A 15,088-nucleotide genomic window follows, 5' to 3' on the forward strand; every position below is an offset into this window, starting at 1 on the left:
CCTCTCTTTCAGTTTTGCGCCCGGTCGGGCGTCTCGGGTTTCTGATTTTTAAAAGCAGATGTGTTGATTGCCATGTTCTGTTGGCGCGAACCGGCTTGTTTAAGCTGCGCAACCCAGGCTGGGTCGGCATCACCGATTTCGTTGTTGACGGGCAGATAGCGTTCAGGAAACTCCCAGATCAGCACCTGGGGCGGGCTGTTCTTGAAGTCATCACTTTTGAGGTAGCTGAGCATCGGCAGGATCGGGCCGTGGCCGTCTTCGGCGTAGCTGACCACGTCGCTGTGCAAGGCTTGCTTGAGCGCACCGACGAAGTTCCAGTTGGGGTTGGCGCTGTAGCTCGTGCCGACCAGTGCCACCGGGGTTTCGCTGTCGCTGAACAGCGCGTCATCGCCTTTCTCTTCGGCCAGGTGCGTAACGCGTTTTTCCAGCGGCTCTTTAGGTGGCATCAGGTTTTCGAACAGCGGGTCCAGGGGCAGGAACAAACGCAAGTCGCCTTTATGCGGCTCGGTTTTCTCGGCCTCGGTGACAAAACGCTGCGGCTCGCCACTCAGTGGGGTCTTGTCGGCAATCGCCTTGGCCAATTGCTTGGCGGCGACTTCGGCACCGTCTGGGGTCCAGTGGGTGTCGGTGCGCAGGAACACTTGCTTGCCGGCGAGCTTGGCCTGTTGCAGCGGGCCAAGCAGGTCCGGGGCCGGGATGTTGTCCGCCGCCACTCGGGCATGGAAGTCCTGGTACAGGTTGGCGTGCACGCTGGCCGGTTTCACTTCACCCAGATGCTCCGGATACAGGCGCACCTTGGCCGGCACGATCGCCATCACCAGTTGGATACCCTGGGCCTTGAGCTTCTGGCGTACGCCTTCGACCAGCGCGTAGTTGCCTTGCAGGTTCTGGTCTTCGTTGACGGCGGGGTTGAATTCCTCGTCGCTGTACAACCAGTGATCACGGCCCAGCACCACGCCAGGGCGGCCTTCATTGAATAGCTTGTAGTCCAGCGCTGCCCAGAGGTTGGTACCCAGGCGCTTGATCGGGAACTCGTCGTCGTAATGGGTCTCGACGGCTTTGGTCCAGCGACCGTTGAGCACGGTCGCATCGGCGTTGGTGCTGAAGCCCAGGAAACTGCGCAGCGACCAGGCGCCAAGTGCCAGCAACAGCACCATGAACAGGCTTATGTAGAGGACGCGTAATGAACGGGTCATGGTCGGCTCCCTCAGAATTGGAAGTAAAGGAACGGCGAGAAACTTTGCGCCGATAGTTTGAGAATCGACGCCACGAAAAGCAGCAGCACCGCGCCGCGCATGGCGTAGCGTGGCCAGTCAGCGGTCCAGTAGGCCGGCTGCACGGCAGCGTCACGGCCCACGCTGAAACCGGGCTCGTGGATGCTGCCAGGGTTGTCGCCCGGTACGGCCTTGATCAGGCTCGGGTCGGCTGGCTTGGTCTTGTCGGCAGGGCGGTTGGTGTAGAAGTCGCGCAGGCCGAAGAACGCCAGGGTTGCGTAGGCCACCACCAACGTTGCCACTTGCAGGCCGGTAAGGTTGGCGCGGTTGAGCTCCGACAGCGACCATTCGCTGAAGCTGAACATCGCACCGTACATGCGGCCGGCGACGTGCAGGTTTTCGGCGCGGAAGATCACCCAGCCCATCACTACCAACAGGAAGGTAAAGGCCCAGCGCAATACGTTGAAACTGCGCGGCGCGGTGTTCAGGCCGATGGCTTTTTCAATCGCCAGCCACATGCCGTGCCAGGCGCCCCACACGATGTAGGTGATGTTCGCGCCGTGCCACAGGCCACCGAGCAGCATGGTCAGGAACAGGTTGCGGTAAGTGGTCAGGGTGCCTTTGCGGTTGCCGCCCAGGGTGATGTACAGGTAGTCACGCAGCCAGGTGGACAGGCTGATGTGCCAGCGCCGCCAGAACTCGGTGATCGACTGGCTGATGTAGGGCTGCTTGAAGTTTTCCATGAATCGGAAACCCATCATCAAGCCCAGGCCGATGGCCATGTCGCTGTAGCCGGAGAAGTCGAAGTACAGCTGCGCGGTGTAGGCCAGCGCGCCAAGCCAGGCGTCACCCGTGGTGGGGTTTTGCAGGGCGAAGCAATGGTCGGCCACCACCGCCAGGGTGTCGGCAATAAAGACCTTCTTGATGAAACCCTGCATGAACCGCGTGCAGCCCTCGGAGAATTTGTCCAGGGTGTGGGTACGGTTGTTGAACTGGTCGGCCAGGTCGCGAAAGCGCAGCACGGGACCTGCGATCAGGTGCGGGAAGATCGCCACGAACGCCGCGAAGTCGATCAGGTTGCGGGTCGCCGGGGTGTCGCCACGGTACACGTCGATGATGTAGCTGATGGACTCGAAGATGTAGAACGAGATACCGATCGGCAACAGCACGTGGGTGAGGATGAACGGCTCCAGGCCCGCCGACTTCATCATCAGGTTGATGCTGTCGACGCCGAAGTTGGCGTACTTGAAGTAGCCGAGGATGCACAGGTCGACCGCCACGCCGAGCAACAACCAGCGCTGGGCCGGCTTGGTGCGTACACCGGCGGCGCCGACTTTGAGGCCGATCCAGTAGTTCCACAGCGTGACGGCCGCGAACAGCGCCAGGAAGTCCACTCGCCACCAGGCGTAGAACACGTAGCTGGCAATCAGCAGCAGCAGGTTGCGATAGCGTTGCCCGCTCAAATAGTACAAGCCGAGAAAGATCGGCAAGAACAGAAACAGGAACACATTGGACGAGAAAACCATCCCGATCTCTCCATGTTTAACCAACAGTCAAGGGCCAGAGCCCCCCCAAACCCCCCACGATTTCGGGGGAGGTTGTATTGCATTCACACCCGACCCCTGTAGGAGCGAGCTTGCTCGCGAAGGTCGTTAACGATGACGCGGGGCACCTGAAAAATCTCGGTGCCTGTGGGTTCTTCGCGAGCAAGCTCGCTCCTACAGTTCAGGTAGTGTTTTGTCAGGAGCCTTTGTTGCCTTTTTCATGCGCCGGGTCGTAGACCTTGGTCAGGTCACCGCCCAGGCGGAAGGTCTTGAACGGTTGCATGCCATGCTTGCGTTCGATCACCTCCGGGGCGCAGGTGTAGAGGGTGCAGAAGGGCTCAAGCCAGGCAAATTTCATGTCTTCCTTGAGGTCCTTCATGTCCTGCTCTTTGCCGTTCTTCTGTTCGAAGATGTCCGGATCTTTCACCCCCGCCAGCACCTTGTCACCCAGGCGCTTGAGCGCGCTGTTGTTTTCCTGGCGCAGGTCCACGCCGTTGACCAGAGCAAAACTGGCGATCATCGACAGCGGCGGCAGCGCGTAGTTGTGGTACGACAGGGCGCGCTGCTGGCGCTTCAATTCGTTCGGCAGGAAACCCTGATCATCGACCTGGTTCACGCCGACCTTGTATTCCTTCACCGCCCAGTCAAACAGGTCGCGGCGGTTGGTGGCGATGGACGTTGCCATCACCGACCAGGCGGCCCAGTAGGAGTGGTTGTTGGTTTTTTCCAGGGGCAGGTTGTCCCAGTCGCTCACCACCTGGTCGGCCAGCTTGTTGAACCAGGCTTCGATTTGCTGGGCTTCCTGCGGGTGCTTGGCCAGCGGCTGCGACTCGGAGAACTTCAAGCGCACATAGGCCGAGGCCATGCTGCCCAATGCCCATTTGCGCATGGATTTGCCGGTGTGGTTGAAGTCCTTGGACATCAACGCATCCGCCTTTGCCCACGACACCAGCCAGTTGAGCGTGCATTCGAGCTGCTCCGGGCGACCGTCACGCATGAACTGCATCACGCGCTTGCTGGTGTCTTTTTCCAGCTTGGTGATGTCGGCGGTGCTGTCGCGAAAGGCTTTTTCCGACTGCACATTCAGAGTCGAACGGGCCTTGTCGGAGCCTTCGTATTTGCTGCGAAACTGCAACGGCCCGGTGTAGGGCGTTGGCATGCTGTCGCAATCATTCTTGAAGTCGCCGGTCTTGAACGCTTCGATCGGTGCGAAATATCCCTGGGGTGGACGCAGTGGCGCCGCTGCATTGACGGAACCTGCGAACATGGCCAGGCCCAGCAGGCCAGGGAGCAATAACTTTTGCATAAGTAACCTCACTTCCCGAGTTGGGCGGTCTGCTGACCACCGCTTGGGAATACGTTGCGTGTGCAAATTTTCGCTTCAACCTTCTGCGCCGCAGCGCCCGCTTCAGGGCCCTGCACTTCCACGGCCAGCAAGTTCTGCGAGGCCCAGTCTTCATCGGTGCGCAGTTCAAAGGCGAAACGCCCGTCTGTATCGGATGTTTCGGGTTTCTCGATCTTGATGTCCTCGTGGCGCCCGTTCATGTACCAGAGGGTGGCTTGCAAGGTTTTCACCGACGGATCGGCGAAGCGGATATCCACCTGGTGGTTGGCGTTGCGCAGGTCTCTGTTCGCGCTGTTGACCATCAGTTCGTTTTTGCCCGGTTTGAGCGTGGTGCTGGCCGACATCTGCGCGGTCTTGCCTTCGCAGCCGTTGTCGAGCAGCGCCATCATCTGGCGGTAGATGGTTTCCTGGTCGAGGCGGTACAGCGGCGAGAACTCCCAGATCAGGATCTTCGGTGGGCTCTTCTGGAATTCATCGCTGCCCAGGTACTGCAGCATCGAACCTTCCAGGCCACCGCCGGGGAAGGCAACGTTGAGGATGTCGGCGCCGATCTCCTCTTCCAGGAAGCCAGCGAAGTTGTAGTTCTTGCCACTGTGGCTGGTGCCCACCAGGGTGATCTGCGGGTTGCCCGAATCGCTGAACAGGTCGCCGTCACCGGCTTCGCCCTTGGGCTCGGTGGTGAACTGGTCCATGTACTGGATCGCGTAGCTGGTGCCGCACAGTTGCCCGGCCATGTTGTGCAGGGTGCCGGTCTTGCCCATGCGGCCCGAGCGCTTGGTCTCGAATTCACGCTTGGGAATCTCGGCATATTCCGGCATTTGCTTGACCTTGGCGGCGACGATTTTTGCGGTGCGCTGGGCGCCGTATGGGGTCCAGTGCTGGTCGCCACGGAAGTAGAAATCGTGGGCCGGCAACTCATCCGGCAGTTGCTCGTTGGTCAGCGGCGACAGGTCTGGCACCACGTAGCCCATCTTGGCGAAACGACCGAGCATGCTCTTGTAGTTGGTCAGGGCCTTGTCGAAATCGTACCTGGCCTTCTCCTCGGGGTTGAGCTTGTTGCGGTTTACCAGGCCACGGGTTGGCTGGTACACCACCACCAGTTCCACGCCCTTGCTCTTGAACGCATCGTGCAACTGCTGCATGCGCTTGTAGCCGGCCGGGGTGGTGTCGAACTCGGTGCGCAGGTCTTCCTGGGTACGGAACAGCCAGTCGCCCTGGGCTTGCACCAGGGTAGTGAAGTTCTGCTGATAGCGCGTGGTGTAGTTCTTCGCGTCATGGGCGGCCGGGCACAGGCTGCAGCAGGGTTCGGCAGTGAAGGTGGGTGCTTTCACTTCATCGGCGCGCACGCCCTGGCTGGCCGCTAGCAGGCCGAGGGTCAGACCCGAAAGGCTCAGCAGTTTGATCATGTGTGGGTGCATAAGGGTCATCCTCAGTCCTGCATTTCGGTCTGGCGTTCGACGGGGTCGATCAGCACGGCTTTCTGCTGGCGTACCAGCAGGTCGAGAATTTCTCCCTGGCGCTCGCCAAGAATGCCGTTGAAGCTGATGCCGCTGGATTTGGTCGGCGCCAGCATCGACACGCGATACAGCTCGATACTCAACGGCGAATCGATGGACAGCGGCCCGCTGCCGTTACCCGCCAGTTCACCGCCGACCACGATCAGCGACACCTTGGCATCGAACGGGTCGAGGGCGATGTCGCGGTCGGTGTCGGTCAAGTCCTTGATGTGGCCGTACACGCCGGTCAGCCCGTTGGCCATGGCGACGTTCTCGTAAAGCTTGATGTTCACGCTGTTGCGCACGCGGATACCGTGACGACGGTTGGCCACGACCTTGTTGCCCCACAGCAGGTTGTCACCGCTCTCATAGAGGGTGATGCCGTCGGTGTGGTTGCGGTAGATCTCGTTGTCGGCGATCAGGTTGTTGACGCTGTTACGGTCGATCACCAGGCCTGAAAGCTTGTTGTCGTAGCTGCGGTTGTTGAAGATGAAGCTGTCGTTCACTTCCCGGGAAATGATGATGCCGTGCTTCTTCTTGGTGCCGTAGACGGTGTTGTCGGCGATGATCAAACCGTGGGAACGGTCATGGGGGTCAATGCCGTAGACGATGTTGTCTTTGTAGGTATTGCCTTTGATCACGAAGCCCGTGGTCTCGTAGCAGTAGAAGCCGTACCACATGTCCGAAAACTCGGAGTCGATGATCCAGCCGGTCGGTTCCGAGCGCTTGAGCACCTTGGCCATGTTCGGCGTGTATTGGGAAATACTCACCCCGTACGACTTACTGTTGGCGTAGCCGAAGCTGGCCATCTTGGTCTTGGAGATATAGGTCTCGGTGCCGCCCCAGGCCAGCAGGAACGGGCGGAATTCCTTGGCCGACTTGAACAGCGCCGGGCCGTTGGTTTTTTCATCCCAGCCGGTGACCTTGGTGTCACGCACGAACAGTTGGCCGTCGTTGATCAAAAACGAGCCGGCTTGTTGGGACAGGCGCAGTTCCTGGGTGTTCTTGTCGATATCGAGGATGCCTTTACGGCCCACCACAATCGGCAACTTGGCCAGGAACACGCCCGGTGACGTTTCGCTGAAGTATTGCTTGGGCACCTTGCCCAGCAGGTCCTTGAGATTCATGTAGCCGTCGTCGACGAAGATCGCCTGGGGAATGCCATGCTGGCGCACCACCCATTCGGCCATCTTGTTATCGCCGCCGATAAAGTCCTTGAGCGCGTCTTCCTGCATCATGCGGCGGATGCTGACTTTGCCGGCTTTGGTCTTGACGATTTTCTTTTCCATGGCCGCGGCGGTGTAGCCCGACAGGTCGGGCAGCGCCGGCTTGGCCATTTCCAGCGGGGCGGTGGGCGGGCTGGAGATGGTGTAGGTCTTGGCCTGTTGCAGTTCCTTGGCGATGGTCGGCGCCTTGGCCGCCGTATCGGCAAACGCTGTGGCGCTGGCCATCAGCATTGCCGCGACGAGTAGGCTTTGAGCATTCATGGCGCAGGCTCCCATCAGAATTTCCAGACCACGTCGACAAACGCGCGGTGCATGTAGGAGTCGACCTGGCTGCCATAGGCATCGCCGGGCTTGAACACGCCGGCACGCAAACGCACCAGGGCTGACGGTTCGTCGATCGACTGGCTCAGCGCCGCAGGCAGCAGGCCTTTCTTGAAGTACTTGGTGACCACCAGGTCCATCTCTTGGCCGAGGTCTTTCTTGCCGTCTTCAAGGGGCAGGGAGGTGCTGGAGAGGATCGCGCCGGTGACGTCGTCGGTGTTGTTCTGCACCGCGTCGATGCCGTTGCTGCCCACCGGCTTGTTGCCGTCCACGCGCCAGAACTTGTGGTACACCAGGCTGGCGTCGTAGTCCTCGCGCAGCTGCCAGGAACCGAACAGGCTCATGGACTGCATGTTGTTCATCTCGCCGCGAAACGCTTCACCGAAGCGATGCACGCGCGACTGGGTGCCGGTCCAGTTCGAACGGTTGCTTTGCAGGCCGTTCTGCTCGTACTCGGCACTGGCACGCGAATAGGCCGCGCCCACTTGCCACTGCGGGTCCAGGCGCAGGCGCACACCGATGTCGGTGGCCCAGCCGCTAAGATCATCGCTGCGCTTGGCGTTGGTGGGGCGAGTGCCGTCGGCGTTCAGGGCGTTGACCTTGTCGCGGTCGCCGCGCATGCCGGTGATGCTGGCCCAGTAGTTGACCGTGTTGGTGTTGCGCCAGTTGTAGGCGTCGCTGTTGGCTTCGATGCCCAGCCAGGTCAGGTCGCCGTTTTCGCGCTTGTCCAACGGGTCGCTGGCGACACCTGGTTCGGCGTAGTCGAGCTTGCCGTCGTCATGGGTGTGGTGGCCGCGCAGGCCGATCCACTGGCCCGGCGTCCACTGGTAGGCGGCGTCGGCGTAGAAGTGCTGGCGGTCCTTGTCGACCGGCGACAGTTCCTTGAGGTCGGTGCGGTATTCGCTGAAACGTTCGGCAGCGCCGACATTGGCCTTGAGCAGGGTGGTGTCGAAGGTCCAGTTCAGCGCTTCGATGTTGGTGTCGCGCCACTGGCCGTCGTCATTGCGCAGGCGCTGGCGGCCGAACTTGAGGATCTCGCCGGGGTAGGGCGTGAAGCCGCTGTAGCCGACCCAGAACTCACGCAGGGCCAGGTAGTTTTTCTTGGCCTTGCGGTCGTCGTTGCTCGACTGCTGCTCGGTGGTGTCATCGGCCGACTGTTGCAGGGTGTCGGTCTCGATGATGTCGCTGGACACCACTGCCTGGCCCATGGCGTAGGCGCTCCACGCGCCGCTTTCGCCGTAGATCCAGGGGCGCAGGTCGAGGCCGATGCCGTTGACGTCGCCGCCTTTCTGGGTACCGAGGTCGCGGTCGTCTTCGGACTGCGCGGTGGCTTTGACTTCCAGGCCGAAGTTCTTGGCTTCGGTGAGCGCGGCCAGGGTCGGGCACGACCACAGCAGGGCGAAGGACAGGCCGATGCCGGCCTTCACGAATGGGTTGAGCTTCATAGGGATTCCTCGCCGTCTTCTTCTTGCAGGGCGTGCAGTTGCAGCGTGCTTTGGACCAGGGTGCCGCGGGCGGCCAGTTCCTGTTGCACCAGGCGTTGGCCTTCGGCGCGTTGCGCAGGCGTCAGCGGCGCTTCGAGCTGAGTGGCCAAGTCATTGGCTTCTGGCGTGTTCTGGGCCTTGGCCAACTGGCTGAAGACATAGGCGTTCAACGGGTCGGGCTTGGTGCCCTTGCCTTGGGAAAACAGTTGGGCAATGGCGAAGTCGGCGCTGTTCTGGCCGTTGCGCGCAGCGGTCAGCAGGTGGTCCAGGGCTTTTTGCGGGTAGACCTTGCCCAGGTAGCCACGGCGGTAGATCTGGCCGAGGTAGTAATCGGCGGCCACTTCACGACCCACGGCTTTCTCGAAATGCGCCTCGGCGGCCTTGGCGTCGGCGGGCACCCACTTGCCTTCGTAATAGAGTTTGCCCAGCAGCAATTCGGCGCGTGGCTGGTCGGCGGCGCGGCCGTTGTCGAGGTACTTCATCATCTGGTCGACGTCACCCAGCTCCGGGAAGTCGTAGAGCAGTTGCGCCAGGCTGACCCAGGAGGCCGGGTAGCCGGGGGCGATTTTTTCCAGCAACGCCTGGGCGGTTTTCTCGTCCGGAGTACCAAGGCTGGCATCGCCGAGTACGCGGGCCACGCTGTCGACGCGCTGGGCGGTGACGGTGCCGCGACTGTAGCCGGCTTCCATTTGCTTGAGCAGTTCGGCCTGCTTTTCCGGCGCGGCTTGTTTCTGATAGACCGTGGCCAGCTCGACGTAGCAGATATCGGTGGTATTCAGCGCGGCTTTGCAGATGCGCTCGACATCATCCAGATGCTGGTCGTACGTGTTCTGGGTGCGATACAGCAGCACCTGGGCCAGCCCCGCTTCCGGGTAACCCGCCGCCTGCCATTGGCTGATCTGCTGTTGGGCGCTCACGTTGGGAAAGCTGTGTGGGTATTGCAGGTACAGCATCGCCAGCGGGATCAAGGTATTGCCTTCGCCATTGGCAAAGGCTTTTTTCAGCAGGCTTTCGGCTTCATGGTGTTCGGCCTCGGTGGCGCCGGGCTTGGCCGCCAACAGGCGACCCAGGCGTGCCTGGGCACGCGGCGAGGTGTCTGCCGCCGCACGGTAGGTGGCTTCGGCCTGCTTGATTTGCGCTGGGTCGCGGGTGCCCACCTGGATATCGGCCAGGCCCACCTGGGCCTCGCTGTAGCCCAGTTGCGCCAGTTGCTGGTAATTCTGCTGCGCGGTGACGGTGTCGCCACGCTTGAGGGCTTCGTTGGCCAGGCGCTGGTCGGGCAGGCCGGCGCACCCGGCCAACGAGATTGCCAGTGCCAATGTGCACACAGAACCAATGTGGGAGCGGCGGTTCGACGCTTCGACTTGCTCGCGAAGAGGCCCTGTCAGTTGATGCATGTGTTGGCTGACACACTGCTTTCGCGAGCAAGCCCGCTCCCACAGGGATTGTGGTGTTTTTGAGAGAGTCATCACAGGCATGTCCTCGCTTACAGACCGTGAGCCATGGCTTTGTCGATCAGCCAGTTCAGGGTTGGGCCACGGTCGCTGGTGACTTCCACCGGGCGGCCGGCGTAGGTGCTGTCCAGCGGTGCGTCAGGCTTGATCTGCACGCGGATGTCGGAGGACAGGTCGGCGCTGTTCAGGCTGGTGCTGCTGACGATGGTGCCGGTGCGCACCTGTTCTTCGTCGGCGACCTGGAAGCTCACCTGCGTACCTGGGCGCACATCACCGAACTGGCGATAGCTGAAGCGCGCTTCCACATTGGCCTCGCTGCCACGTGGCACCAGTTGGAAGATCACATCACCCTTGCTGGCATACTGGCCGTCGGCGACCAATTGCTGGGCTACGACGCAATCGCAGGGTGAGGTCAGGGTACCGGTCATTTGCTTGCCGAACAGTTCTTCGACCTTGGCCGGTTGCAACTGGTCTTCGTCCAGGTGGCCCTTGAGCACATCGAGCATGCTGGTGCTGAACGTCGCCAGCGGCGCGCCCTTGGCTGCTACCGAATCACCCTTGAGCAGGCTTTGCACGGTGCCGTCACGGGGCATGGTCACGTTCATGCCCGGTACGCTGACGAGGCCGGCCTGGGCGTGGCTGACGAAGTACATGCCGTAGAGCGACTTGACCACAAAACCGAAGGCCGCCAGGCCCACCAAAAAGATCGCCAGGCTGAAGGTCACGGCACGCAGACGACCGAACGCGGTCATGCCGCTGCCGCCGTCCTTGACCTTGCGTGCCTTGGTGAAGTTGTCGCGTTGCAGGGTTGCCAGCACGTCGCCCATGGTCACGATATCGCCGGACAGGTGCGAAGTGATCAGGTGGCGCAGGGTGGAAATGTCCTGGGCATCGAGGTTCTGGAACTGGCAGCCGGTGCGGCCGGTCTGGCGGTCGTAGGAGCGAATCTGCAGCTCCACGTCCATGGCCAGGCCGAGGTTATCGATCACGAACTGCAGGCGGCCCTTGTGCACTTGGCCGATGGTGAGCGGCTGGGTGGCGGTGAAAGCCAGGCCGCCGGCGGACAGGTCGATAACCTTTGCTTCGGTCGGCGTGCGGTCGTTGTTGAAGAAGCGCAGCTTGGCCGGGATTTTGACCCGGGCGTGTTGGCGCTGGGCTTCGGATTCGTGGACAACGTTGGCGTTTACTTGGCTGTTCATAATGTTCTAGTTCCTAGTTAATTCAGGCTTGGCAGGGTCAGACCATCATCAGCAACACGGCAACGAAGATGCTGCCGGCGGAGAAGGTCATGGTCCGAGACGACCAGGTGTTGAACCAACGTTGAAAGCTGGCCAAATCGCGGGTCAGTTTGGTGTCCTGGCGGGTCCAGGACTGTTGATCAAGGCGGAAGAACACGTAGATCTTCACCAGCGCGCCCATGATCTGGTTGTAATAAAGAATCAGCGGGTAGGCCGGGCCGATCTTGTGGCCGGAGCACGACAACAGCAGGGTGAGGATCAGGCGGGTGATGCCGATCCACAGCAGGTAAACCAGGATGAACGCACCGCCGTACTTGAAGGTGGCGATCATGGCCACGGTCAGGCCGAGCAGGGAGGTCCACATCGACACGCGCTGGTCGAACAGCACCACGCTGGTGAACAGGCCGAGGCGACGCATGCCCAGGCCGAGCGCGCGGGAGTTCTGGCGCAGGTTGTTGCCGTACCAGCGGAACATCAACTTGCGGCTGGCCTTGATGAAGCTCTTTTCGGGCGGGTGTTCCACGGTGTTGATCGCGGCATCCGGCACGTAGAAGGTGTCATAGCCCAGGCGCATCAGGCTGAACCAGCTGGACTTGTCATCCCCGGTGAGGAACTTGAAGCGGCCCAGGCGCCAGTGTTGCAGCGAGTCGCTTTCCACGTCGGCGATAAAGCCTGGGTCTGTCACCACGCTGGCGCGGAACACCGACATGCGCCCGGTCATGGTCAGCACGCGCTTGGACAGGGCCATGGAGCACATGTTGATGTGGCGTTGGGCAAAGCGCAGTTTGTGCCATTCGCTCATGATGTAGCCGCCGCGCACTTCACAGAATTCGTTGGTGGTCAGGCCACCGACATTGCCGAACAACTGGAACCACGGCACGGTCTTGCGCACTACGCCTTCGGCCAGCACGGTATCGCCATCGATCACGGCAACCACGGCGCGGTCGTCCGGCAGGTGACGGGAAATAGCGCGGAAACCAAACGCCAGGCCGTCACGCTTGCCGGTACCGGCGATACGCACGAAGTCGAGCTTGACGTGAGCCGGCGGGTTGAGCTTTTCCCAGAGGCTCTTGACCAGCAGCTCATCGGACATTTCCACCAGCGAGCAGACCACGGTGGTAGGGAAGCCACAGTCGATGGCTTCGCGAATCACCGAGCTGTAGACCTGGGCGGTGGTCAGCGCGTCGATACGAAAACTGGTGACCATCAGGAACACGTGGGACGGGTCGGCGGCCTTGCCCAGCTTGCGCACTTTGCGGCGCAGGTGCGGGTACACCACGTACAGGAACAGCATGCCGCGAAAGAAATGCGTCGCGCCCATCGAGTAGCGCCAGATACCCACGGCACCAATCAGGAAAATAAAATTCTTCGATTGCGAATCGAAGGTGCTCGCCGGCAACAGCAGGGCGAGACCCATCAACAGGCTGAGAAAGAACAGCCAGCCGGCCGATTGCAGAAATACATGTTTTAACTTGGACATAAGCGTCATCCGCAAGGGGAGGAGGTTTCAGGCTGCAAGCGCTGGGGATAAAGACACTTGCAGCCTGAAACTTGCCGTTGCTGTTACCAGCAAATACCTTCGGTACGGCCGCTTACGCTGGTGGCCTTGGACATGAAGCCCACCAGGTCGACCACTTGCTTGCCGTGCGGGGCTTCGTGCGCCAGGGCGCGGAACTTCTCGTCACGGTTACCGAGGATGATCACGTCGGAGTTGTTGATCACTTCGTCGAAGTCCGAGTTGAGCAGGGACGACACGTGAGGGATCTTGCCCTCGATGTAATCCTTGTTCGCGCCGTGCACACGGGCGTACTCGACGTTGCTGTCGTAGATGCTCAGGTCGTAGCCCTTGCCGATCAGCATTTCCGCCAGTTCTACCAATGGGCTTTCACGCAGGTCATCGGTACCGGCCTTGAAGCTCAGGCCCAGCAGGGCGACTTTGCGCTTGTCGTGGCTGGAGACGATGTCGAAGGCGTTCTGCACCTGGGATTCGTTGCTGCGCATCAGCGAGTTGAGCAACGGTGCTTCCACGTCCAGGGAGCCTGCGCGGTAGGTCAGGGCACGCACGTCTTTTGGCAGGCACGAACCGCCGAAAGCGAAGCCTGGGCGCATGTAGTACTGGGACAGGTTGAGGGTCTTGTCCTGGCAGACCACTTCCATCACTTCACGACCGTCAACGCCGACGGCCTTGGCGATGTTGCCGATCTCGTTGGCGAAGGTGACTTTAGTGGCGTGCCATACGTTGCAGGTGTACTTGATCATCTCGGCAACCGCGATGTCCTTGCGGATGATCGGCGCGTCGAGTTCTTCGTACAGCGATTGCAGGACATCACCGGAGGCCTTATCGAACTCGCCGATAACGGTCATCGGTGGCAGGTCGTAATCGGCAATGGCAGTGGATTCACGCAGGAATTCCGGGTTGACCGCAACGCCGAAGTCGACGCCGGCTTTCTTGCCGGAGCAGTCTTCGAGGATCGGGATTACCACGTTGGCGACGGTGCCCGGCAGTACGGTGCTGCGCACCACGATGGTGTGGCGGGTGGTCTTGTCACGCAGTACAAAACCGATCTCACGGCATACCGATTCGATGTAGTTGAGTTCCAGGTCGCCGTTTTTCTTGCTCGGCGTACCGACGCAGATCATCGACAGGTCGGTGTCGCGGATGGCGTCGGCGAAGTTGGTGGTACCGCGCAGTCGACCGGTTGCGATGCCTTGGCTCAACAGTTCGCCCAGACCCGGTTCAACGATGGGGGATTTACCCGCATTGATCAGGTCGATCTTGTCCTTGGAGATGTCTACGCCGACCACTTCATGGCCACGGGCAGACAGGCAACCGGCACACACGGCGCCAACGTAACCCAAACCAAATATGCTGATGCGCATCGCAATTACCTCTATGTTTAAATCATGCCATTAGATGGCCGGAGTTCATGTTTGCAAGCGTCACTGATGCCGCGAAAGTTAGGCGAATAGACGCCGACTTACCGCGTGCAGGCATGTTAAATAGCGAGTGACTAACTATTGCACTCAAGTTGTGCGCAACATGGCCTTGTTATTGGGGCTTGCCCTGAAATGCAGCCGGGCTTCCTTGGAGGAAGACTCCGGCGCCGGTGCCGCAGGCTCTTGATTAAGGCTGAAAGCCTTTTAATATCAATGCCATGGGTTGTGTCGCCGGCACATTTAGGTCAGCACTGCCTTGGCCTTTAGGGGATAGCAACTCATCCTTATTGCCGCCCTCAACTCAATCAGTTGAATGATATGACCCATGAACAAAGTGCTATATGACAACTTTGCTACTTCCTGGGGGTCGTTGTGTAAGTCATCTCTTACGGAAACAGAGAATTTCGTTACCGGTGGTATGAGCGGTGCTTCGAGATGAAGTTCCTAGCCGCTCATCCTGTTTTCTGAAATTTCTTGAAATATTAGAAAAGATGGCACTGGTACTATATTGATAGCACTTGCTATTTAGCCCAGTAGTTGTAGGGAGTTGAAGCGAGGGGATAGTTTTGTGCCACTACTGTTTAAAAAAAGTGGTGCCACTACGAAAAAAAACGACGAATGTCGAATGAAAGAATTGTTAGGGTTGTGTCGGATTATTTTTTGGCGTCAAATAAATGGCGTTCGTGAGGTGGAATATGATCAAAAATGTGGGAGCGGGCTTGCTCGCGAATGCGGTGTTTCAGTCATACATGTATCAACTGACACTCTGCTTTCGCGAGCAAGCCCGCTCCCACATTTGGATCTCATTGTCTGAAAGAGGGGGGCAAGG

The 15,088-nt window shown here is 60.1% G+C and carries 10 protein-coding genes; all 10 read right to left on the bottom strand.

Annotation, left to right across the window (positions count from 1 at the left end):
• Positions 1-8: 8 nt before the first annotated feature.
• Positions 9-1,196: an alginate O-acetyltransferase gene (locus BUE92_RS13315; protein WP_073524168.1), complete on the bottom strand. Its 1,188-nt coding sequence runs from the start codon at positions 1,194-1,196 to the stop codon at positions 9-11.
• An 11-nt stretch (positions 1,197-1,207) separates the two neighbouring features.
• Positions 1,208-2,740, bottom strand: a complete 1,533-nt coding sequence (locus tag BUE92_RS13320; protein ID WP_073524169.1) for an MBOAT family O-acyltransferase — start codon at positions 2,738-2,740, stop codon at positions 1,208-1,210.
• A 214-nt stretch (positions 2,741-2,954) separates the two neighbouring features.
• Complete coding sequence (locus BUE92_RS13325) at positions 2,955-4,064, bottom strand: mannuronate-specific alginate lyase (protein WP_073524172.1); 1,110 nt, start codon at positions 4,062-4,064, stop codon at positions 2,955-2,957.
• A gap of 8 nt (positions 4,065-4,072) precedes the next feature.
• On the bottom strand, positions 4,073-5,521 hold the full coding sequence (locus tag BUE92_RS13330; protein ID WP_073524362.1) for an alginate O-acetyltransferase: 1,449 nt from the start codon (positions 5,519-5,521) through the stop codon (positions 4,073-4,075).
• Positions 5,522-5,532: 11 nt separating this feature from the next.
• Positions 5,533-7,101, bottom strand: coding sequence for a mannuronan 5-epimerase AlgG (algG, locus tag BUE92_RS13335; protein WP_073524174.1), 1,569 nt, complete (start codon positions 7,099-7,101; stop codon positions 5,533-5,535).
• Positions 7,101-8,591, bottom strand: coding sequence for an alginate export family protein (locus BUE92_RS13340; protein ID WP_073524175.1), 1,491 nt, complete (start codon positions 8,589-8,591; stop codon positions 7,101-7,103). The genes algG and BUE92_RS13340 overlap by 1 nt, the downstream gene beginning before the upstream one ends.
• Entirely contained in the window at positions 8,588-10,027 is a 1,440-nt protein-coding gene (algK, locus tag BUE92_RS13345; protein WP_073524176.1) for an alginate biosynthesis TPR repeat lipoprotein AlgK, read from the bottom strand. Before algK ends, BUE92_RS13340 begins: the two co-directional genes overlap by 4 nt.
• Positions 10,028-10,116: 89 nt before the next feature.
• Positions 10,117-11,283, bottom strand: coding sequence for an alginate biosynthesis protein Alg44 (locus tag BUE92_RS13350; RefSeq protein WP_073524177.1), 1,167 nt, complete (start codon positions 11,281-11,283; stop codon positions 10,117-10,119).
• A 37-nt stretch (positions 11,284-11,320) separates the two neighbouring features.
• Positions 11,321-12,802 carry a mannuronan synthase gene (alg8, locus tag BUE92_RS13360; protein WP_178380708.1) on the bottom strand — a complete coding sequence of 494 codons (1,482 nt, stop codon included), beginning with the start codon at positions 12,800-12,802 and terminating at the stop codon, positions 11,321-11,323.
• 83 nt (positions 12,803-12,885) lie between these two features.
• Positions 12,886-14,202: a nucleotide sugar dehydrogenase gene (locus BUE92_RS13365; protein ID WP_073524179.1), complete on the bottom strand. Its 1,317-nt coding sequence runs from the start codon at positions 14,200-14,202 to the stop codon at positions 12,886-12,888.
• Between the last annotated feature and the right edge of the window lie 886 nt (positions 14,203-15,088).

The sequence above is a fragment of the Pseudomonas fluorescens genome (assembly GCF_001902145.1).
Lineage (GTDB): Bacteria > Pseudomonadota > Gammaproteobacteria > Pseudomonadales > Pseudomonadaceae > Aquipseudomonas > Aquipseudomonas fluorescens_BV.